This window comes from Streptomyces sp. NPDC050315 (assembly GCF_040655775.1).
Lineage (GTDB): Bacteria > Actinomycetota > Actinomycetes > Streptomycetales > Streptomycetaceae > Streptomyces.
In genome coordinates this window covers 479,389-500,108 of the sequence record NZ_JBFAKN010000006.1, presented here as the reverse complement: position 1 = coordinate 500,108, position 20,720 = coordinate 479,389, and the positions used below count along the sequence as shown (strand labels likewise).

Genomic DNA, 20,720 nt, shown 5'->3' with positions numbered 1-20,720 from the left:
GCGGGGCGCCGGAGCAACGCGCCCTAGGCAGGCGGCTCGATGCGGGCGTGGCGGCCGATCCAGGCGTGCATGGCGATGGCGGCGGCCGCCCCCGCGTTGATCGAGCGGGTCGAGCCGAACTGCGCGATCGAGCAGACCATCGAGGCGTGCGCGCGGGCCTCCTCGGTCAGCCCCGGCCCCTCCTGCCCGAAGAGCAGCACGCACCGTCGCGGCAGTTCCGTGGTCTCCAGCGGGACGGCGCCGGGGAGGTTGTCGATCCCGATGATCGGCAGCTCCTCGGCGGCCGCCCAGGCGGTGAGGTCCGCGGTGTCGGGGTGATGGCGCACGTGCTGGTAGCGGTCGGTCACCATCGCGCCCCGCCGGTTCCAGCGGCGCCGGCCGACGATGTGGATCTCCTTGGCCAGGAAGGCGTTGGCGGTGCGCACGACCGAGCCGATGTTGAAGTCGTGGCCCCAGTTCTCCACGGCCACATGGAAGTCGTGGCGGCGGGTGTCCAGGTCGGCGACGATCGCCTCGCGGGTCCAGTAGCGGTACTGGTCGACGACGTTGCGCCGGTCACCGTGCGCGAGCAGCTCGGGGTCGTACCGCTCGTCCTGCGGCCAGGGTTCCGGGTGCGGCCCCACGCCGACGACGGTCGCGAAGCCCTCGTCGTACTGGACGGGCTCGGCGGTCCGGGCGGACTCGTCGGGGAGGATCGTCGCCGGGCCGGTGGTGCGCCGGCCGTGGCCCTCCGGGCTGCCGCCGGTGGTGTCCTGACCGCTGCCGGGGGCGGTTTTCTCGCTGCTCACCCCACGAGCGTATGGCCACCGCCGGACTCCCGCGTACGAGCCCCCGACCCACCGGCCGGGTTCCCCGCGTCCCCCGCCGTTCCGCCCGTCTCCCGTTCGTCCCCTGCCGCATCGACCGCCGCTCCGGACGCCGAGTCAGCCGCCGCTCCCGACGCCCCACTGACCGCCCCACCGGCCGCACGCCGCGCCGCCCCGCCCGGGAGCAGCCGGTCGCGTACGCCCGACACCCGGGCGCCGAGCCACCGCAGGAAGTTCGTCGGCAGGAAGACCGCGTCCGCCGCCACCATCGCGAGCGAGAAGAACGGCAGCCCGAGGAGCACCGCGATGGACAGGTGCTCCAGGATCATCGCCACCAGAAGGACGTTCTTCACGCGCCGGTTGAAGACCGTGAAGGGGAAGGCGACCTGCACGATCACCGTGCCGTAGGTGACCAGCATGACCAGCAGCCCGTTGCCCGCGAGCAGCGCCGACAGCTCGGGCCACGGCGAGAAGTAGTCCAGGTGCATCGGGTAGAAGACGGCGGTGCCGTCCTGCCAGCGGTTGCCCTGGATCTTGTACCAGCCGGCCGTGGCGTAGATCAGGCAGACCTCGACCATGATGACCAGCAGCGCGCCGTTGTGCGCGAGGTCGGCGAGGGTGTTGAGGACCGTACGCGGCTCTCCCGGCGCATAGCGCCGCACCCACCACCACGCGCCGTGCGCCAGCCACAGCCCCCACAGCGCCAAGGCCCAGCCCACGTGCGGGAACGGCCCGTCCGCCGTCCACTCCAGCCCGTGCAGCCCCAGCAGCTGGGCGACGGCGAGGACCAGGCCCAGGACGGACCACAGAAGTACGCCGATCACGTCCCGGCCCGGCGTCCCGTCGACACCGGCCCCGGCCCCGGCCGTCGCCGTTCGCCGCGCGCGCCGGGCGTCCAGCGACCAGACCTGCCCGCAGCGGGTCAGGACCAGGTACATCGACATCAGGTGGATGACGTTGTCGCCGCCGTCCCCGAGGAAGACGCTGCGGTTCTGCAGCGACAGCACGCCGATCATGAACAGCACGGACATGGTGCGGGTGCGCCAGCCGAGCATCAGCAGCGCGCTGGAGAGCACGGCCAGCGCGTACACGAGCTCGAACCAGCCGCGGCCGTCGGACCAGACCAGCACGGAGAACGCGCCGTTGTTCCCGAGGAGCCGGCGGGCCATGTCCAGGCTCCAGACGCCGTCCGGGCCGTACAGCTCATGGCGGTGCGGCCACTCGCGCAACAGGAAGAACAGCCAGGTCGCGGCGAAGCCGATACGGATCACGGCGGTCTGGTACGGGGCCATCGGACCGGCCGTGACACGGGCGAACCCGCGGCCGACCGCCCGCTCTATCCAGGTGTCCCGCACGACATAGTCCTGCTCGCCCTGCGCCTTCTGCGCGTCGGCGCCGCCGGTGTCGCTCATGTGCCGATGCTCCGTGGAGTGCGTGCTCACTGGTTGCTCGCCCCCTCGGGCACGTCGTCGACGGTGACCGGCCACCAGGGCAGCACTCGGTACACGGGCTTGTTACTGATCTTCTCGGCGCTCCACGGCGGCGGCCCGACGGGCGTCGTCACCGAGCGGAACGCGATCCGGTCGACCGTGCCGCCGTGCGCCGTCCACTCCGCGCCGAGGCGGCCCATCGCGATCCGCCGCAGATAGCGTTCGGTCAGCTCACCGCGGGTGCCGTTCGGACGGTTCTGCGCGTCGTGCGAGCCGACGAACGACTCCCAGGCGCGGCGCAGTTCGTTCTGCTGCGTGTGGCTGGGGAAGAGATTGTGGTGGATGGCCCGGCCGTCGAGCGCGGTCAGGTCGGTCCAGCCGGTCCTACGGGCGCTGCCGCCGTCGCCGGGGCGTATCTCCGCCCGTACTTGTACGGAGATGTTCTGCTGCAGCGGATTGGGGGCGAACAGCTTCCAGTTCTGTTCGTACTCCGGGTAGACGTAGTCGCTGACCGCCTCGCCGTGCGCCTTGGTGACCGTGTTGGACGGGGCGACGTGCAGGAACATCATCGCGAGGTGGACCAGGACGGCGATCGCGATGCCGCCCGCCGCGGTCGCCACCACGATCCGCGAAGGCAGCGAGAGCGCGGTGACGGGCGACGCCTGTGGTGGTCGCGTTTCGTCCGCGTATGACTGCATTCATGCCCCGTTCCCCGGTCCTGTGCGGCTCCATCCCGCCACGGAACCGTACCCAGGCCACGTGCGCAGCGACAGCGTTCCCCCGGTTGTGCACAGCCTCGACACCTTCCGGGCCGTCGCCCGCGCCGCCGGACCGCCCTCGCCGCGCCTCATCCGCACCTCGGCCGTCCGCCGCCATTCCCAATTCCTGCAACCTGTTCTACCTTGCAGGCCCCCAACGGTGCGTGCGGAAGGACAGCCAGTGGACTTCACCTTCACCGAGGAACAGCAGGCGGCCGCCGAGGCGGCCGGGGCCGTCTTCTCCGGAGTCGCCCCGGACGCCGTCCCGTCACCGTCCCTCACCACCGGAGCCGTCGCCGACGACATCGACCGCGACCTGTGGCGCGCGCTGGCCGACGCGGACCTGCTCAGCCTGGTTCTCGACCCCGCGTACGGCGGATCGGGACTCGACCCTGTCGCGCTCTGCCTCGTCCTGCGCGAAGCCACCAAGGTCCTCGCCCGGGTACCGCTGCTGGAGACGGCCGCCGCCGCACTCGCCCTGCAGACGTACGCCGACCCCGGCCTGCGCGAGGAGACGCTGCCCCGCATCGGCCGCGGCGAGCTGATCGTCACCGTCGCCGGCACCGGACGCACCGGACACGAACCGGCCGAACTGGCCGTCGAGGCACAGGAGCAGGACGCGCACTGGATCCTGGACGGCACCCACAGCGCCGTGCCCTGGGCCCACAGCGCGGACCGCCTCCTTCTCCCGGCACACACCCGCGACGGCAGCGCCGTCCTCGCCCTCGTCCCCCGCGACCACCCCGGCGTCACCCTCGCCGAGCAGATCGCCACCAACGGGGAGCGGTACGCCGAGGTCCAGCTGGACGCCGTACGGCTCACCGCCCGCGAGATGATCACCGACCCCGCCGCCTGGGAACGGCTGCGGCAGCTCCTCACCGTCGGCACCTGCGCCCAGGCGCTCGGGCTCGGCGAGCGGGTCCTCGCCATGACCGCCGAATACACCGGCACCCGCGAACAGTTCGGGCACCCGGTCGCCACGTTCCAGGCCGTCGCCGTGCAGGCCGCCGACCGGTACATCGATCTGCGGGCCACGGAAGCGACCCTCTGGCAGGCCGCCTGGCGCATCGGTACCGGCGCACCCGGCGCCCTGCCCCCGGCCGGAGACGTCGCCGTGGCCAAGATCTGGGCCGCGGAGGGCGTACGGCGCGTCGTACAGACCGCGCAGCACCTCCACGGCGGCTTCGGCGCCGACACCGACTACCCGCTGCACCGCTACCACGCCTGGGCCAAGCAACTGGAACTCGCACTCGGCCCCGCACCGGCACACGAGGAAGCGCTCGGGGAGCTGCTGGCGGCTCATCCGCTGGGCTGAGCGGGCTCCCACAACGCGGCGGCGCCCCGCTTCACGTTTCACGTGAAACAGAGCACCGCCGCGCGAAATGCCTTGAGCCGAGGGTCAGATGACCGCGCCCGGCGCACCCTGATCGGTGACCACGGGACGCCCGGTGGCCTGCCACGCCTGCATCCCGCCCTCGACGTTCACCGCGTCGACGCCCTGCTGGACCAGGTACTGCGTGACCTGCGCCGAACGGCCGCCGACCCGGCACAGTACGTACACCTTGCCGCTCTCGGGCGCCTTCTCCGTCAGCTCGGCGTAGCGCGCGACGAAATCGCTCATCGGGATGTGCAGGGCACCCTCGGCGTGCCCGGCCTCCCACTCGTCGTCCTCCCGCACGTCCAGCAGGAAATCCGCCGGCGTGAGCGCGTCGACACCGATCGTGGGCACAGAACCAAAATGCATGGCCCCGACGCTACCCGACCGGCCTCCCCGCGCGCCGCCCGCGCCATCAGAAGCCCCCTAGCCCACCAGCTGAGCCAGCCGCTCCTCGCGCTCCGCCACATCGGCCAGCAGCTTCTCGGCGATCTGCTCCAGCAGCGCGTCCGGGTCCTCCGGCGCCATCTTGAGCATCTGGCCGATCGCGCTCTCCTCCAGCTCCGCGGCGACCGCCGTCAGCATCTCCTTGCGCGTGGCCAGCCACTCCAGCCGCGCGTAGAGCTCCTCGCTCTCGCTCAGCTGTCGCTCCTGCGGGACCGGACCGGCCTCCCACTCCGCCGCCAGCTCCCGCAGCGCCGCCTCGTCACCGATCGCGTACGCGGCGTTGACCCGCGAAATGAACGCGTCCCGGCGCTCCCGCTCCGTCTCGTCCTGCGCCAGGTCCGGATGCGCCTTGCGCACCAGGTCCCGGAACACCTTGCGGGCCTCCTCGCTCGGCCGCACCTTCTGCGGCGGGCGCACCGGCTGGTCCGTCAGCATGGCCTGTGCCTCGGGCCACAGCCCCTCGGACCCCATCCAGCCGTGGAACAGCTCCTCCACACCCGGCATCGGCAGCACGGCCGCACGGAGCTCCTGCGCCCTGCGCACGTCCTCCGGATCGCCCGACCGTGCCGCGACGGCCTCCGCGATCTGCGCGTCCAGCTCGTCCAGCCGCGAGTACATCGGCCCGAGCCGCTGGTGGTGCAGGCGGGAGAAGTTCTCCACCTCCACCCGGAAGGTCTCCACCGCGATCTCGAACTCGATCAGTGCCTGCTCGGCAGCGCGCACCGCCTGCGCCAGCCGGGCGGTGCCGCCCGCTGCCTGCCCGTCGGCGCCGCCGGCCGCCGGATCCTCCGGGCCCGCACCTCCTGCGGCTGCCTGGCCGTCCTGCCCGTTCTGCGCTTGCGAGTTCGTCACCCGGCCACCCTACGGCCCGGCTCACACTCCCGGCTCTGCGGCCAGCCGCCCGTTGCGCACCGCCGTGACCAGCTCCTCGTAGTCAGCCTCCGTGCGGTCCGCGTACGCCACCGCGAAGGAGGTCAGCGCCTCGTCCAACGCCTCGCTCTTGCCGCAGTACCCGGCGACCAGCCGCGGATCGGCGCTGTGCGCATGGGCCCTGGCCAGCAGCGCACCGGTCATCCGCGCATAGTCGTCCAGCTGGTCCGCGGGCAGCGCCGCCGGGTCCACGCTGCCCTTGCGGTTACGGAACTGCCGCACCTGGAAGGGCCGCCCCTCCCGGCCCCCACCCGCCGCGGCCTGGGCCTCGTACACCGTCGTCCAGCCCAGCAGCATGTCGCTCACGACCTGCATCCGCTTCTGGCCGAGCACCACCCGGCGCGCCTCGTGCTCCACGGGCGCCACCTCGAACCCGGCCTTCTGCACGTACGGCGCGAGCGCGGAAGCACGCGCCTCCTTCACCTGCAGCACCAGCGGCTCGCCCCGGTGATCCAGCAGCAGGACGACGTACGACCGCAGGCCGACGCTGCCCGTCCCGACGATGCGGAAGGCGACGTCGTGCACCGCGTACCTGGACAGCAGCGGCAGCCGGTCGTCGGGCAGCGTCCGCAGGTACCCGGCCAGCGCCGACACCACCGCGGCGGCCTCCGCGTCCGGCACCCGCCGCAGCACGGGCGGCGCGTCGACGAACCGCCGCCGGACGCCGGCCTGCCCGCCGCCCGGTGCCGTGCCGCCCTCGTCCGGTACCGCCTCGGTCGACTTCGCGGCGAAGCGCGCGCTGGTGTTCTTGCGCGCCTTCTCCATCACGCGCTCCAGCGTGCCCACCAGGTCCCGCGCGTCCGCGTGCGAGACCAGGTCCTCGTCCACGATGGCGTGCCACGCGTCCGCCGCGGGCATCTTCGCCAGCAGCCGCATCGTGCGGCGGTACGCGCCCGCCGCGTCCCGCGCCGCGTCCCGGCAGGCGTCCTCGTCGGCGCCCGCCTCGCGGCCCGCCAGGACGAGCGAGGCCACGAGCCGCTTCAGGTCCCACTCCCACGGCCCCCGCAGGGTCTCGTCGAAGTCGTTCAGGTCGATGACGAGCCGGCCGCGGGCGTCGGCGTACAGCCCGAAGTTCGCGGCGTGCGCGTCTCCGCAGAGCTGGGCCGCGATGCCGGTGACGGGCGTGGTCATCAGGTCGTACGCCATCAGCCCGGCCGAGCCGCGCAGGAACGCGAACGGCGAGGCCGCCATCCGGCCGACCCGTATCGGTACGAGCTCCGGCAGCCGGCCGGCGCTGGATTCCTCCACCGCCGCCACGGCGCCCGGGCGGCCGGCCCCGAAGGCCGGCTCGCTGTGCGCGGACCGCGGCACCGTCTCCCGCAGCGCCTTGCCGGCGGCCTTCGGCCCCGGCCCGTCGTCGCCTCGCCGCGCAAAACCGCTGACGTGCGGAAGCCGCACCGTGTCCATCCGGGGTTCCCTCCGGTCGGGTCCGTGTCTTCTGACGGTGGGGGGAGCGGGGTGACCACCATCCCACCCGGGCCCGGCCCTGCCGACGGAAAGCGCCGCACTTTACGTTGTACTGAGCAACAAGCAGGAGAAAGGGAGCAACCGTGACGCAGCGAGACGACTCCGTCGGCATCATCCAGCAGGAGCTGACGGCCTTCGCGCGTCGGGCCCGCGCCACCGCGGCCCGGATGCACCCCGAGCTCTCGCTCGTCTCGTACACCCTCCTCGCCCATCTGGAGGACCAGAAGGGCTGCCGCGCCACCGATCTCGCCGCACATTACCTGCTGGACAAGTCCACGGTCAGCCGGCAGATCTCCGCACTGGAAAGGCTCGGATTCGTCGAGCGCCGGGTGGACCCGGACGACCACCGTGTACAGGTACTGCACCCCACCGAGCGCGGTGCGGAGGTACTCGCCAACGCCGGTGCGCAGCGCCGCCAGGCGTTCACCGCCCGGCTCGCCGACTGGGACGACGCGGATCTGGAGCGCTTCGCCTCGTACCTGCTGCGCTACAACGAAGCGCAGCAGCGCCTCGGCTGATCGGCTTCAGAACGGCCGGAACCGCCTCAGTCCCGGAATCGCTCCGGGCACTGTCCCCCGTCCGCCAGATACGTCTCCGCCCAGTGCGCGAGCTCCTTGAGCGCCGGCTCCAGGGCGAGTCCGGCCCGGGAGAGCCGGTACGCCACGCGCAGCGGCGGGCCCGCGTCGACCTCGCGGACCACCAGGCCCGCAGAGCCCAGCTCCACGAGCCGGTCGGAGAGCATCCGCTCACTGATGCCCGGGATCGCCCGCCGCAGGTCGGCGAAGTGCACCGGACCCGACATCAGGGTGGCCACGATCAGCCCCGTCCAGCGCTTTCCGAGCAGCCCGAAGACGCGCGTCATACCGCTGTCGACCTGCTTGCATGCCTCTCCGCCGCGATCCGCCATGACACTAGGGTACTGCTTTGCGGTTCGGAGCTATAAAAAAGTAAGTGACTGTGGTATCCATAGGTACATACGGTTTTCCACTAAGGAGCTCACCATGGCCACGCTGCTGCTCATCGATTCGTCCGTCTCGCCCGAGGGCGTCTCCGCCTCCCGTGCCGTGACCGCCGCCTTCCGCAAGACCTGGGAGGAGCAGCACCCCGGCGGCGCGGTCATCCACCGCGACCTGGCGGCCGATCCGCTGCCGCACCTCGACGGCGTCGCCGCCTCGGCCGGCTTCAGCGACCCCGCCACGCACACCCCCGAGCAGCAGGCCGCCTTCGCGCTGCGTACGAAGCTCGCCGAGGAGATCGAGCAGGCGGACGCGATCGTGATCGCCGCGCCGATGTACAACTTCACGATCCCCTCGACCCTGAAGGCCTGGCTCGACCAGACGATCATCATGGGCCGCACCGCACCGGGCGAGAACGGCTCCGCCAAGGGCACCCCGGCCGTCGTCGTCGCCAGCCGCGGCGGCAGCTACGCCCCCGGCACCCCGCGCGAGGACTTCGAGTACGTCCAGAACTACGTGGAGTCCGTGCTCACCGGGGCGTTCGGCTTCGAGGTGGACTTCATCGTGCCGGAGCTGACCATGGCGCCGTCGAACCCGGCGATGGCCGAGCTGATCCCGCTCTTCGAGGCGTCCCGCGAGAAGGCCCAGCAGGAGGCGGTCACCAAGGCGAAGGAGCTGGCGGAGCGCGTCGCCGCCTGAGCCGGACCGAGCCGTACGGCGGCGGGTGTGAGGTACGCCTCACACCCGCCGTCGCGGTTTCGGACAACGAAAAACCCCCGGTCCGGATCTCTCCGGGACCGGGGGTCCTCTTGTGCGCGAGGGGGGAGTTGAACCCCCACGCCCTTTCGGGCACTGGAACCTGAATCCAGCGCGTCTGCCTATTCCGCCACCCGCGCATGGGTGTTGTCGCTCGATTCTCTCACCGGTGATCCGGGCCGTTCGGTCCGGGTCTTCGGCGGGAGCGCCTTTCGACATGGAAAACATTAGCACGCTGCGAGGGGTGCCTTCACACCCGTTCTCCGCAGGCCACCGCACCGGCCGGTCATGGCCCCGTCAGCCGGACCGTCCTCCGGGCCGTCACCCGCCCGGCCCCGCGGCGGACATCCAATCCTCCCCGTCGCGTCAGTACGGCGCCCGCCACGAAGGTCCATCCGTGCACCGCGCGCCTCCTCAACGGCCCCGCCCGCCCGGGGAGCTCGGCAGTTGCGGGACACTGTCGTGCGGCCGCATCTACGATCGCAGTCAGCATCGGACAGCGAGCGTGGGCAACCTTGTGAGAGGCGACACTCGTCCTCTAGGCGGGAAAGGGGAACCAGCTGTTTTCCCGACGCGTGGATACGATCAGTAAGCAGTACAGGGTCGACCCTGACGAAGACTGAGGAAGGAGGTGCCCCGTGGGAGTACTGAAACGCTTCGAGCAGCGTCTCGAGGGCCTCGTCAACGGCACCTTCGCCAAGGTGTTCAAGTCCGAGGTGCAGCCCGTGGAGATCGCGGGCGCGCTCCAGCGTGAGTGCGACAACAACGCCACGATCTGGAACCGCGACCGGACGGTCGTCCCCAACGACTTCATCGTGGAACTGAGCGCTCCGGACTACGAGCGCCTGAGCCCCTACAGCGGGCAGCTCGGCGACGAGCTGTCCAGCATGGTGCGGGACTACGCCAAGCAGCAGCGCTACACGTTCATGGGTGCCATCAAGGTCCACCTGGAGAAGGCCGAGGACCTGGACACCGGCCTGTACCGCGTGCGCAGCCGTACCCTCGCCGCCAGCACGTCACAGCAGGGAGGCGCCGCACCCCAGGGTGCCGGCGCGGCCCGGGCCGGCCGGCCCGGCGGCGGACACGTGGGCCCGCCCCCCATGCCCTCGTCCCCGCCGCCCGGTGCGCAGCCGGCCGCGCGCCCCACAGCGGGCGCGCAGCCGCAGGCCCAGACCCGGCGCTGGATCGAGATCAACGGCACCCGCCATCAGATCTCGCGTCCGACGCTGGTGCTCGGCCGCAGCACCGACGCCGATGTGCGCATCGACGACCCGGGTGTCTCGCGCCGGCACTGCGAGATCCGGGCCGGATCGCCTTCCTCGATCCAGGATCTCGGGTCGACGAACGGCATCGTGGTGGACGGGCAGCACACCACCCGCGCTACGCTCCGCGACGGCTCGCGGATCGTCGTGGGCAGCACCACCATCGTTTACCGGCAAGCCGAAGGGTGAAGCGGGGGCAATGTCAGAGCTGACCCTCACGGTCATGCGGTTGGGTTTCCTCGCCGTACTGTGGCTGTTCGTCATCGTGGCCGTACAGGTCATCCGCAGCGATCTGTTCGGCACGCGCGTCACACAGCGCGGTGCCGCCCGTCGCGGAGGCCAGGAGCAGCGAGGCGCACAGCGGCAGTCGGCGGCACCGCCGCAGGCGCAGCGTCGCCAGGAGAGCGGTCGCGGCGGCAACAGCCGTCAGCGCCGCGGCGCTCCCACCAAGCTGGTGGTCTCCGAAGGGACCCTCACGGGCACGACGGTCGCCCTGCAGGGCCAGACCATCAGCCTCGGCCGGGCGCACGACTCCACGATCGTGCTGGACGACGATTACGCCTCCAGCCGGCATGCCAGGATCTACCCGGACCGCGACGGCCAGTGGATCGTCGAGGACCTCGGGTCGACGAACGGCACGTACCTGGAGCGGACCCGGCTGACGACGCCGACGCCGATTCCGCTGGGAGCCCCGATCCGCATCGGCAAGACCGTCATCGAGCTGCGGAAGTAGTACGACAATGAGCGAGCGGAGCGAGCGAGCCGCGGCGGTCCACTCGGCCGGCCCGTGCGCGCTCCCGACCGGAGGGTGGGCAGTGTGGCGCGAGACCGGCTGTACCCCGAGCCGACGGGCGAGGTGCGCATGAGTCTGTCACTGCGTTTCGCCGCAGGGTCCCACAAGGGCATGATCCGGGAAGGCAACGAGGACTCCGGATACGCCGGCCCCCGCCTGCTCGCCATCGCCGACGGCATGGGCGGCCAGGCCGCCGGCGAGGTCGCCTCCTCGGAGGTCATCTCCACACTCGTCCAGCTCGACGACGACGTGCCCGGTTCGGACATCCTCACCTCGCTCGGCACGGCCGTGCAGCGCGCGAACGACCAGTTGCGCGTCATGGTCGAGGAGGACCCGCAGCTGGAGGGCATGGGTACGACCCTGACCGCCCTGCTGTGGACCGGGCAGCGGCTCGGCCTCGTGCACGTCGGCGACTCGCGTGCGTACCTGCTGCGCGACGGCGTGCTGACGCAGATCACGCAGGACCACACGTGGGTGCAGCGGCTGGTCGACGAGGGCCGGATCACCGAGGAAGAGGCCACGACGCACCCGCAGCGGTCGCTGCTGATGCGCGCGCTGGGCAGCGGTGACCACGTCGAGCCCGACCTCTCCATCAGAGAGGTGCGAGCCGGGGACCGGTACCTGATCTGCTCGGACGGGCTGTCGGGGGTGGTGAGCCACCAGACGATGGAGGACACCCTCGCCAGTTACCAGGGCCCGCACGAGACCGTGCAGGAGCTGATCCAGCTCGCGCTGCGCGGCGGCGGCCCGGACAACATCACCTGCATCGTGGCCGACGTACTGAACGTCGACGACACCGACACCCTCGCCGGGCAGCTGAACGACACCCCGGTGATCGTCGGCGCGGTCGCGGAGAACCAGCACCAGTACGACGACGGTGCCCTGCACACCCCGGCGGGCCGCGCGGCCGAGCTGGGGCGCGGCGGGCGGGGCGAGGTGCCCCCGCAGCCGGCCGGCGGCTTCGGCCCGCCCGGGAGCGGCGCCGCGGACACGGTGCCGCCGCAGGGCGCGTACGGCGCGTTCGTCGACGACGACTACGCGGAGCCGCGGCGGCGCGGCCGGTGGCTCAAGCCGACGCTGATCGTCGCGCTGTGCCTGGCCGTGGTCGGCGGTGGACTGTATGCCGGTTACCGCTGGACGCAGTCGCAGTACTTCGTGGGTGCCAAGGACGGGCATGTGGCCCTGTACCAGGGCATCAGCCAGGACCTGGCGTGGTTCTCCATGAACAAGATCGACCAGGACCACCCCGAGATCGAACTCAAGTACCTGCCCGCCTACCAGCGCAAGCAGGTCGAGGAGACGATCGCGGTCGACAGCCGGAACCAGGCACTGGTCAAGGTCGGCGAGCTCGGCAAGCAGGCCGGCGCGTGCAAGTCCCTGCAGCAGCGGGAGGCCGCGGAGCGCGAGGCGGCCCGCAAGAAGAGCGAGCGCCAGGCGGGCGGCACCGCCGGTACAAAGCCGGGCGCGACCGCCAAGCCGGGTTCCACGGCCGGGCCGGGCAGCGCGACGGACAGCGCGAGCCCCACTCCCACGCCGTCGACCAGCAACTCCCCCTCAGCGGAGCAGCAGCGGCTGGAGAAGAATTGCAGCACCCAGCAGTGAGGGCGTAGGGGGCAGTTGATCTCATGAGCAGTACCAGCAACACCACCACCATCGGGACGATCGGAGCCCCGAGCCGCCGGAACACCGAACTGGCGCTGCTCGTCTTCGCCGTGATCATCCCGGTGTTCGCCTACATCAACGTCGGGCTCGCCAAGGAGGACACGGTCCCCGCAGGCGTGCTCGGCTACGCGCTGGGCCTCGGCCTGCTGGCGGGCGTCGCGCACCTGGTCGTGCGGAAGTGGGCCCCGTACGCGGACCCGCTGATGCTCCCGATCTCCACGCTGCTGAACGGCCTGGGCCTGGTGTTCATCTGGCGCCTGGACCAGGAGCCGCAGATCACCACGCCGCAGCTGGGCGGGGCGATGGCGCCGGGTCAGCTGATGTGGTCCACGCTCGGCGTGGCGCTGTTCCTGGGCGTACTGATCTTCCTCAAGGACCACCGTGTCCTGCAGCGCTACACCTACATCTCGATGGTGGTGGCGCTGGTTCTGCTGATCCTGCCGGTGTTCTTCCCGGCCCGCTTCGGTGCCCGCATCTGGATCACGATCCCGGGCGTGGGTTCGCTGCAGCCGGGCGAGTTCGCGAAGATCATCATCGCGATCTTCTTCGCCGGGTACCTGATGGTGAAGCGGGACGCGCTGGCGCTGGCCAGCCGCCGTTTCATGGGCCTGTACCTGCCGCGCGGCCGTGACCTCGGCCCGATCCTGGTCATCTGGGCGCTGAGCCTGATGATCCTGGTCTTCGAGACCGACCTCGGTACCTCGCTGCTGTTCTTCGGCCTCTTCGTGATCATGCTGTATGTCGCGACGGAGCGGACCAGCTGGATCGTCTTCGGTCTGCTGCTCAGCGGCGCCGGCGCGGTCGCCGTGGCCACCTTCGAGTCGCACGTCCAGACCCGTGTGCACAACTGGCTCAACCCCCTGGAACTGCTGAACGGCGGCGTCACCGAGACCGCCCAGGCGATGTACTCCTTCGGCTCCGGCGGCATCCTCGGCTCGGGCCTCGGGCAGGGCTACTCCCGCCTCATCGGCGGTATCGCGCCGAAGAGCGACTACATCCTCGCCACTGTCGGCGAGGAGCTGGGCCTCGCCGGCGTCATGGCGATCCTGCTGCTCTACGGCCTGCTGATCGAGCGCGGCATCCGTACGGCGCTGGCCGCCCGCGACCCGTTCGGCAAGCTGCTGGCCGTCGGCCTGTCCGGCGCGTTCGCGCTGCAGGTCTTCGTCGTCGCCGGCGGCGTGACCGGGCTGATCCCGCTGACCGGTATGACCATGCCGTTCCTGGCGCAGGGCGGTTCGTCCGTCATCGCCAACTGGGCGCTGGTCGCGATCCTGCTCCGGATCAGCGACACCGCGCGCCGCCCGGCCCCGGCCCCCGCTCCCTCCACCGACGCCGAGATGACCCAGGTGGTCCGACCGTGAACAAGCCCCTGCGCCGGGTCGCGATCTTCTGCGGCCTGCTCGTCCTCGCCCTGCTCATCCGCGTCAACTGGGTGCAGTTCGTCCAGGCCGACGAACTCAAGAACGATTCCCACAACCGCCGGGTGGCCATCGAGCGGTACAGCATCCCGCGCGGCAACATCATCGTCGGCGACAAGCCCGTGACCGGCTCGACCACCACGGACAGCGGCGACTTCAAGTACAAGCGGACCTACAAGGACGGCCCCATGTGGGCGCCGGTCACCGGGTACGCCTCGCAGGCGTTCGACGCGAACCAGCTGGAGAAGCTGTACGACCCGGTCCTCACCGGCACCGACGACAAGCTCTTCTTCAGCCGCACGGTGGACATGTTCACCGGTGAGAAGCAGCAGGGCGGCGACGTCGTCACCACCCTGAACGCCAAGGCCCAGAAGGCCGCATTCGACGGCCTGGAGGGCAAGAAGGGCGCGGTCGCGGCCATCAACCCGGAGACCGGCGCGATCCTCGCCCTGGCCTCCGCGCCGTCCTACGACCCGTCCAGCTTCGCCGGGATGAGCGACAAGGACGCCGAGAAGTACCTCTCGCTGCAGAAGAAGAACAACCCGGACGACCCGATGCTGAACCGGGCGCTGCGTCAGACCTACCCGCCCGGCTCCACGTTCAAGGTGGTCACCGCGGCCGCGGCGCTGGAGAACGGCCTCTACACGGACATCGACGCGAAGACGAACTCGCCGCTGCCGTGGACGCTGCCCGACACTCGCATCCCGCTGCCGAACGAGGGCAACATCCCGTGCGAGAACGCCAGCCTGCGCGAGGCGCTGCGCTGGTCCTGCAACACTGTCTTCGGCAAGATCAGCGCCGACCTCGGCAACAAGAAGATGATCGAGGAGGCCGACAAGTTCGGCTTCAACAAGGAACACTTCACGCCGGTCCGCGCGGACGCCAGCGTCTACCCCGAGGACAACCGGCCGCAGAACGCCATGGCCGGCATCGGTCAGGCGTCCAACCGCGCCACGCCGCTGCAGATGGCCATGGTCGCCGCGGCCGTCGCCAACGGCGGCACGCTGATGAAGCCGTACATGGTCGACAAGCTGGTCGCGCCGAACCTCAACGTCATCCAGCAGCAGCAGCCGGAGAAGCTCGGCGAGCCGCTGAAGCCGGAGAACGCGCAGAAGCTGCAGGAAATGATGGAGACGGTCGTCAAGAACGGCACCGGCACCAGCGCGCAGATCCCGGGCGTCACGGTCGGCGGCAAGACCGGTACGGCCCAGCACGGCGAGAACAACAAGGACAACCCCTACGCCTGGTTCATCTCCTACGCGAAGACCGACAAGGGCACCCCGGTGGCCGTCGCCGTGGTCATCGAAGGATCCGACGCGCTGCGCAGCGACATCGCCGGTGGCAAGCTCGCGGCCCCGGTCGCCAAGGCGGTCATGGAGGCGGTAGTCGACGGCAACCAGTGACTGCGGTCACGCCCATACCGGTCGCATATCAGGTAGCGGCCGCGGCCGGGCCGCGTCAGGCGTGCCGGGTACGGTATGCCCGAACAGCACACCGCCGGACCACACACAGGTGCGGTCGGGATCAACGGAGAGGGCTGGAGTAGCTATGGAAGAGCCGCGTCGCCTCGGCGGCCGGTACGAGCTGGGCTCGGTGCTCGGCCGCGGCGGCATGGCCGAGGTCTACCTCGCCCATGACACCCGCCTGGGGCGCACCGTCGCTGTGAAGACGCTGCGCGTGGACCTCGCCCGCGATCCGTCGTTCCAGGCCCGGTTCCGCCGGGAGGCCCAGTCGGCCGCCTCGCTGAACCACCCGTCCATCGTCGCGGTCTACGACACCGGCGAGGACTATGTCGACGGCGTCTCGATCCCGTACATCGTGATGGAGTACGTCGACGGCTCCACGCTGCGTGAGCTGCTGCACTCCGGCCGCAAGCTGCTGCCCGAGCGGTCCCTGGAGATGACCATCGGTGTGCTCCAGGCGCTGGAGTACTCGCACCGGGCCGGCATCGTCCACCGCGACATCAAGCCCGCCAACGTCATGCTCACCCGCACCGGCCAGGTCAAGGTCATGGACTTCGGCATCGCCCGCGCGATGGGTGACGCCGGCATGACGATGACGCAGACCGCCGCGGTGATCGGTACCGCGCAGTACCTCTCCCCCGAGCAGGCCAAGGGCGAGACCGTCGACGCCCGCTCCGACCTGTACTCCACGGGCTGTCTGCTGTACGAGCTGCTGACCGTGCGGCCGCCGTTCATCGGCGACTCGCCGGTCGCGGTCGCCTACCAGCACGTGCGCGAGGAGCCGCAGCCGCCGAGCAACTTCGACTCCGAGATCACGCCCGAGATGGACGCCATCGTCCTCAAGGCGCTGGTCAAGGACCCCGACTACCGCTACCAGTCGGCGGACGAGATGCGCGCCGACATCGAGGCGGCGCTGGACGGGCAGCCGGTCGCGGCCACCGCGGCACTCGGCGCCGTCGGCTACGACCAGGACCAGCCCACCGCGGCGCTGCGGCCGCAGGACCCGGCGGGCGCCACGTCCATGCTGCCGCCGGTCAACCCCGATGACGGCGGTTACGGCTACGACGAGCGCCCGGACCGGCGCCGCGGCCAGAAGAAGAACCGCACCTCCACGATCCTGCTGATCCTGGCGGCGGTCCTGGTACTGATCGGCGCGATCTTCATCGGCAAGGCGATGTTCAGCGGCGGCAAGGCCGACGGCGACCTCGCCGTGCCCAGCCTGGTCGGCAAGACCCTCTCCGAGGCCAAGGAAGCCGGCCGCAACGGCGACTTCGAGGTGGTCAGGGGCGGCAGCAAGACCTGCGACAACGCCAAGAAGGGGCAGGTCACCAAGCAGAACCCGAAGCCCCCGGCGACCATCGGCAAGGGCGACACGGTCACGGTCACGATGTGCACCGGGCCGGCGAAGGTGACCGTGCCGGATGTGCAGGGCTACACCTTCGACAAGGCGAAGTCCATCCTGGAGGGCAAGGGCTTCACCAACATCCAGCAGACCTCCGAGGCGTCCGACCAGACCCCGGGCACGGTCATCAAGCAGAGCCCCGAGAGCCAGACCGAGGCCACCAAGGACGCGTCGATCACCCTGACCGTCGCGGCCGAGAAGCCGAAGACCAGCGTGCCCGACGTCACGAACAAGCCCTTCGACGCGGCGCAGAAGCAGCTCACGGACCTGGGCTTCAAGGTGGCGCGCACCGACCAGGAGTCCGACCAGCCGGCCGACACCGTGCTGTCGCAGGACCCGGCCGGCGGCAGCCAGGCCGAGAACGGCTCCACAATCACGCTGACCGTCGCCAAGGCGGCCGAGAAGGTCCAGGTCCCCGACCTGGCCAACCAGAAGCTCAAGGACGCCAAGAAGACCCTGACCGACATGGGTCTCGCGGTCGGCAACATCACCGGGCCGCAGGGCGACGACGCGACCGTCGTGGTCTCCGACCCGGTGGCCGGCACGGAGGTCGCCAAGAACACGCCCATCAACCTCACCACGATGCCCGGCAACGGGGAAGACGGCGGGGACGACGGCGGCTTCTTCGGCGGCGCCGACGGCTGGGGCCGCGACAGGCACTGAGCCGACGGCAGTCGGTACGACGAAGAGGGCCCGGGGCTTTGCGCCCCGGGCCCTCTCGCGTACTCCTGCGGACACCGCCTAGCGGAGTTCCTTCGGCGGGGTGCGGTCGGCGTCCACCTTCTCGGTGCGGACCAGCTCGCCCCACACGATGTAGCGGTAGGTGGAGGTGTAGACCGGCGTGCAGGTCGTCAGGGTGATGTAGCGGCCCGGCTTGCGCTTGCCGGACGCCTTGGGGGTCTTCTCCAGCACACCGACGTCGTACTTGGAGGTCTGCGGCAGCGTCGCGAAGACCTTGTAGACGTACCAGGCGTCCTGCGACTCGTAGACGACCGCGTCGCCCTTCTTCAGCTTGTCGATGTTGTGGAACTTGGCGCCGTGCCCGTCCCGGTGCGCGGCGAGCGTGAAGTTACCGGTCTTGTCCTGCGGCAGCGCCGACTTCACGGGGTCGGTGTAGTACCCGGCCACCCCGTCGTTGAGGACCTTGCTGCTGGTGCCCTTCTTGACCAGCACCTCGCCGTTCTTCATCGCGGGGACGTGCAGGAAGCCGATGCCGTCCTTGGTGTCCAGCTCCTTCTGCTCGGGGCTCTTGGACTTCGCCCAGAGCTGCCGCACCCGGTCACCCTGGTGATGCGCCGCGCGGTCGGCGAGGACGTTGGTCCACCACAGCGAGTAGCCGACGAAGAGGCCCATGATCACGCCTGCTGTGATCAGCAGCTCGCCGATGACGCTGATGACCGCGGCGATCCGGCGCCGGGTCCGCCGCGGCGGGGGCGGGGACGGCGTACCGGCCCCCTCGGACGCGTCAGTGTTCTCGGCGCGGCCGGCGTCCGCGTCCTGTCCGGTGGCAGTCACCGCGTGGTACCCCCTGATGGTGCTCAGCTGACGAGCGCATCCGGCTTGCCCTTGCTCCGCGGCCGCTCCTCGACCATCTTGCCCCACACGATCATCCGGTAGGTACTGGTGAACTCCGGGGTGCACGTGGTCAGCGTGAGGTACCGGCCGGGCTCGGTGAAACCGGAGCCGGGCGGGACCGGGCCGATCACCCCGATGTTGGAGGGCGAGGTCTGCGGGAGGATGCTCTCCATCTCGTACGTGTAGAAGCGGCTGCGGGTCTCGACGACGATCTTGTCGCCCTTCACCAGCCGGTTGATGTAGCGGAACGGCTCGCCGTGGGTGTTCCGGTGGCCCGCGACCGCGAAGTTCCCCGTCTTGTCCCAGGGCATCGCCGTCTTCAGCTTGCCCTCGCCGTAGTGGCCGACCATGCCGCGGTCCAGGACACCGTGCTTGCTGATGCCCTCGGCGATGGGGACCTTCACGTCGAGCTTCGGGATGTACATGATCGCGAAGCCCTGGCCGGGCGAGAACGCGCCCGCCGCACGCTTGTCCGCGCCGCCCTTGTCCCACTCCTGCTGGAGGTTGCTGGCCGCGCCGCCCGCCTGGTTGTGCGCCAGGACGTTGGTCCACCACAGCTGGTAGGCGACGAACAGCAGCATCAGCACGCCGAGCGTGATGAACGCCTCGCCCGTGACCCGGCTGACGACGACGCCGACGCTCTCTTTGCGGGCGCGTGCGGCCCGTCGCGCGGCGACTCGTGAGGTCGGCGCGGACTCAGGGGCGGTCTCCGTGGCCTTGGCGGCGTGCGCGGCCGGAACGGGACGACGGGCACGTTTGCCGCCCCGTCTGGCGCCCTCCGCGGCCGGAGCGGGGCGGCGGGCACGTTTGCCGCCCTGTTTGGCGGCCGCCTGCGCCGCTCTGCGCCGCGCGGCGCGGCCGCCGGGGGCCGGAGGCTCTGTTTCACGTGAAACAGCGTCCTCGGGCCGTTTCACGGCCTTGGCGTCCGCCTGCCGCAGCGCCATCGTCTGGTCGTCCTGCCGCGGCACCGGCTCGTCGTCGGCGGGCAGGGACGGCACGACCGGCGCGATGACCGTCTCGGCCGCCGCGAGCGCCGCCTCGCTGTACGCGCTCGGGTCCTCCTGCGCGTACGTATACGTCCCGGCGTGGTCGGCCTGTCCGGCCTGCTCGGTCTGCCCGTAGGCTTCGTAGCCTTCGTAGGCCGAGAACTGCGGGTAGAACGCGGTCGGTTCGTAGCCGTCGTACCCGTCGTACGCGGCGGCCGGATCCTCGTACGGCGGCTGGTCGTAGTACTGCTGGTGCGCTGGGTCGCTGTACTGCTCGTGCGCTGCGTCGTTCCGGCCGGGCAGGGGGTCCGTCAGGGGATCGCCGAGCTGCCCGACGGCCGCCTCGAACGCGGCAGAGCCGTCGTACGGATCATGAGGACCGTACGACGACGTGCCTTCGCGCTCGGGGCGGAGTGCGGTCACGCGCCGGCCTTGCCGACCACGGGGGCCAGCCCCGTCGAACGCTTCACCGCTCCTTCGTCACCGCACTCGACCAGCCAGTTGGCGAGCATTCCGTGGCCCCACTCCGTGAGCACCGACTCCGGGTGGAACTGCACGCCCTCCACCCGCAGTTCGCGGTGGCGCACCCCCATCACCAGGCCGGTCTCCGTCCAGGCGGTGACCTCCAGCTCGTCCGGCAGCGTGTCCCGCTCGACCGACAGCGAGTGGTACCGGGTCGCCGTGAACGGCGTGGGCAGCCCCTGGAAGACGCCCTTGTGCTCGTGCGTCACCAGCGACGTCTTGCCGTGCAGCAGCTCGGGAGCGCGGCCCACGACACCGCCGTACGCCACCGCCATCGACTGCATGCCCAGGCAGACGCCGAAGACCGGCACGTCGGTGTCCGCGCAGTGCCGCACCATGTCGATGCAGACGCCGGCCTGCTCGGGCGCGCCCGGGCCCGGCGAGAGCAGGACGCCGTCGAAGCCGTCCTGTGCGTGCCCCGGCTCCACCTCGTCGTTCCGCCGCACCTCGCACTCGGCACCGAGCTGATAGAGATACTGGACGAGGTTGAAGACAAAGCTGTCGTAGTTGTCGACGACGAGGATCCGCGCGCTCATCGGACGGCCTCCATTCCCTGATCCACCGTGACCTCGCCGAAGGGGAGCAGCGGCTCCGCCCAAGGGAAGACGTACTGGAAGAGCAGGAAGACGATCGCCAGTACGAGCACGAGCGAGATCAGTGCCTTCACCCATGCGTTGCCCGGCAGATGCCGCCAGATCCAGCCGTACATGCT

At 70.7% G+C, this 20,720-nt stretch carries 20 protein-coding genes and 1 tRNA gene; 9 read left to right on the top strand and 12 right to left on the bottom strand.

Going from position 1 to position 20,720, the window contains the following annotated elements:
• Positions 1 to 23: 23 nt before the first annotated feature.
• From AB0I82_RS24565 to AB0I82_RS24555, 3 genes are all read right to left on the bottom strand, one after another.
• Positions 24 to 695, bottom strand: a complete 672-nt coding sequence (locus tag AB0I82_RS24565) for a TrmH family RNA methyltransferase (protein ID WP_363259658.1) — start codon at positions 693 to 695, stop codon at positions 24 to 26.
• An 89-nt stretch (positions 696 to 784) separates the two neighbouring features.
• Positions 785 to 2,098: an HTTM domain-containing protein gene (locus AB0I82_RS24560; RefSeq protein ID WP_363259657.1), complete on the bottom strand. Its 1,314-nt coding sequence runs from the start codon at positions 2,096 to 2,098 to the stop codon at positions 785 to 787.
• Positions 2,099 to 2,244: 146 nt separating this feature from the next.
• Positions 2,245 to 2,934 carry a DUF5819 family protein gene (locus tag AB0I82_RS24555; protein WP_363259493.1) on the bottom strand — a complete coding sequence of 230 codons (690 nt, stop codon included), beginning with the start codon at positions 2,932 to 2,934 and terminating at the stop codon, positions 2,245 to 2,247.
• 241 nt (positions 2,935 to 3,175) lie between these two features.
• On the opposite strand from AB0I82_RS24555, the gene AB0I82_RS24550 reads away from it, so the two are divergent.
• Positions 3,176 to 4,309: an acyl-CoA dehydrogenase family protein gene (locus AB0I82_RS24550; RefSeq protein WP_363259492.1), complete on the top strand. Its 1,134-nt coding sequence runs from the start codon at positions 3,176 to 3,178 to the stop codon at positions 4,307 to 4,309.
• An 84-nt stretch (positions 4,310 to 4,393) separates the two neighbouring features.
• Here AB0I82_RS24550 and AB0I82_RS24545 read toward each other — a convergent pair whose 3' ends face one another.
• From AB0I82_RS24545 to AB0I82_RS24535, 3 genes are read right to left on the bottom strand one after another with little or no spacing between them, the layout of a single operon-like run.
• On the bottom strand, positions 4,394 to 4,738 hold the full coding sequence (locus AB0I82_RS24545; protein WP_363259491.1) for a rhodanese-like domain-containing protein: 345 nt from the start codon (positions 4,736 to 4,738) through the stop codon (positions 4,394 to 4,396).
• A gap of 57 nt (positions 4,739 to 4,795) precedes the next feature.
• Positions 4,796 to 5,668, bottom strand: coding sequence for a hypothetical protein (locus AB0I82_RS24540; RefSeq protein ID WP_363259489.1), 873 nt, complete (start codon positions 5,666 to 5,668; stop codon positions 4,796 to 4,798).
• A 21-nt stretch (positions 5,669 to 5,689) separates the two neighbouring features.
• Positions 5,690 to 7,153, bottom strand: coding sequence for a DUF2252 domain-containing protein (locus AB0I82_RS24535; RefSeq protein WP_363259488.1), 1,464 nt, complete (start codon positions 7,151 to 7,153; stop codon positions 5,690 to 5,692).
• Between the two features lie 143 nt (positions 7,154 to 7,296).
• Here AB0I82_RS24535 and AB0I82_RS24530 point away from each other — a divergent pair, with 143 nt between their 5' ends.
• The gene (locus AB0I82_RS24530; RefSeq protein WP_363259487.1) at positions 7,297 to 7,731 is read left to right on the top strand and encodes a MarR family winged helix-turn-helix transcriptional regulator; all 435 of its coding nucleotides are present in this window, start codon (positions 7,297 to 7,299) and stop codon (positions 7,729 to 7,731) included.
• 26 nt (positions 7,732 to 7,757) lie between these two features.
• On the opposite strand, the gene AB0I82_RS24525 is transcribed toward AB0I82_RS24530, so the two are convergent.
• A complete protein-coding gene (locus tag AB0I82_RS24525) occupies positions 7,758 to 8,120 on the bottom strand; it encodes a helix-turn-helix domain-containing protein (protein ID WP_363259486.1) in 363 nt (120 codons plus the stop codon).
• 94 nt (positions 8,121 to 8,214) lie between these two features.
• Between AB0I82_RS24525 and AB0I82_RS24520 the strand changes: the two genes are divergently transcribed.
• Positions 8,215 to 8,868, top strand: a complete 654-nt coding sequence (locus AB0I82_RS24520; protein WP_363259485.1) for an NAD(P)H-dependent oxidoreductase — start codon at positions 8,215 to 8,217, stop codon at positions 8,866 to 8,868.
• A gap of 113 nt (positions 8,869 to 8,981) precedes the next feature.
• Here AB0I82_RS24520 and AB0I82_RS24515 read toward each other — a convergent pair.
• A tRNA-Leu gene (locus AB0I82_RS24515) sits at positions 8,982 to 9,065 on the bottom strand.
• Positions 9,066 to 9,563: 498 nt separating this feature from the next.
• On the opposite strand from AB0I82_RS24515, the gene AB0I82_RS24510 reads away from it, so the two are divergent.
• The 6 genes from AB0I82_RS24510 to pknB all read left to right on the top strand — a co-directional run bounded on the left by AB0I82_RS24510 (position 9,564) and on the right by pknB (position 17,588).
• Positions 9,564 to 10,376, top strand: a complete 813-nt coding sequence (locus tag AB0I82_RS24510; protein ID WP_363259484.1) for a DUF3662 and FHA domain-containing protein — start codon at positions 9,564 to 9,566, stop codon at positions 10,374 to 10,376.
• Between the two features lie 10 nt (positions 10,377 to 10,386).
• Positions 10,387 to 10,920, top strand: a complete 534-nt coding sequence (locus tag AB0I82_RS24505; RefSeq protein ID WP_363259483.1) for an FHA domain-containing protein — start codon at positions 10,387 to 10,389, stop codon at positions 10,918 to 10,920.
• Positions 10,921 to 11,049: 129 nt separating this feature from the next.
• On the top strand, positions 11,050 to 12,582 hold the full coding sequence (locus AB0I82_RS24500; protein ID WP_363259482.1) for a protein phosphatase 2C domain-containing protein: 1,533 nt from the start codon (positions 11,050 to 11,052) through the stop codon (positions 12,580 to 12,582).
• A gap of 23 nt (positions 12,583 to 12,605) precedes the next feature.
• Positions 12,606 to 14,003 (top strand): FtsW/RodA/SpoVE family cell cycle protein, encoded by a 1,398-nt coding sequence (locus AB0I82_RS24495; protein ID WP_363259481.1) that lies wholly within the window; start codon positions 12,606 to 12,608, stop codon positions 14,001 to 14,003.
• Positions 14,000 to 15,463, top strand: coding sequence for a penicillin-binding transpeptidase domain-containing protein (locus AB0I82_RS24490; protein ID WP_363259480.1), 1,464 nt, complete (start codon positions 14,000 to 14,002; stop codon positions 15,461 to 15,463). Before AB0I82_RS24495 ends, AB0I82_RS24490 begins: the two co-directional genes overlap by 4 nt.
• A 145-nt stretch (positions 15,464 to 15,608) precedes the next feature.
• Positions 15,609 to 17,588: a Stk1 family PASTA domain-containing Ser/Thr kinase gene (gene pknB / locus AB0I82_RS24485; RefSeq protein ID WP_363259479.1), complete on the top strand. Its 1,980-nt coding sequence runs from the start codon at positions 15,609 to 15,611 to the stop codon at positions 17,586 to 17,588.
• Between the two features lie 78 nt (positions 17,589 to 17,666).
• On the opposite strand, the gene AB0I82_RS24480 is transcribed toward pknB, so the two are convergent.
• The 4 genes from AB0I82_RS24480 to AB0I82_RS24465 form a co-directional block, all read right to left on the bottom strand.
• On the bottom strand, positions 17,667 to 18,332 hold the full coding sequence (locus AB0I82_RS24480) for a class E sortase (protein ID WP_363259656.1): 666 nt from the start codon (positions 18,330 to 18,332) through the stop codon (positions 17,667 to 17,669).
• Between the two features lie 131 nt (positions 18,333 to 18,463).
• Positions 18,464 to 19,909, bottom strand: coding sequence for a class E sortase (locus AB0I82_RS24475; protein ID WP_363259478.1), 1,446 nt, complete (start codon positions 19,907 to 19,909; stop codon positions 18,464 to 18,466).
• A complete protein-coding gene (locus AB0I82_RS24470; protein WP_363259477.1) occupies positions 19,906 to 20,544 on the bottom strand; it encodes an aminodeoxychorismate/anthranilate synthase component II in 639 nt (212 codons plus the stop codon). The genes AB0I82_RS24475 and AB0I82_RS24470 overlap by 4 nt, the downstream gene beginning before the upstream one ends.
• Positions 20,541 to 20,717 carry a hypothetical protein gene (locus AB0I82_RS24465; protein ID WP_363259476.1) on the bottom strand — a complete coding sequence of 59 codons (177 nt, stop codon included), beginning with the start codon at positions 20,715 to 20,717 and terminating at the stop codon, positions 20,541 to 20,543. The genes AB0I82_RS24470 and AB0I82_RS24465 overlap by 4 nt, the downstream gene beginning before the upstream one ends.
• Positions 20,718 to 20,720: the final 3 nt, after the last annotated feature.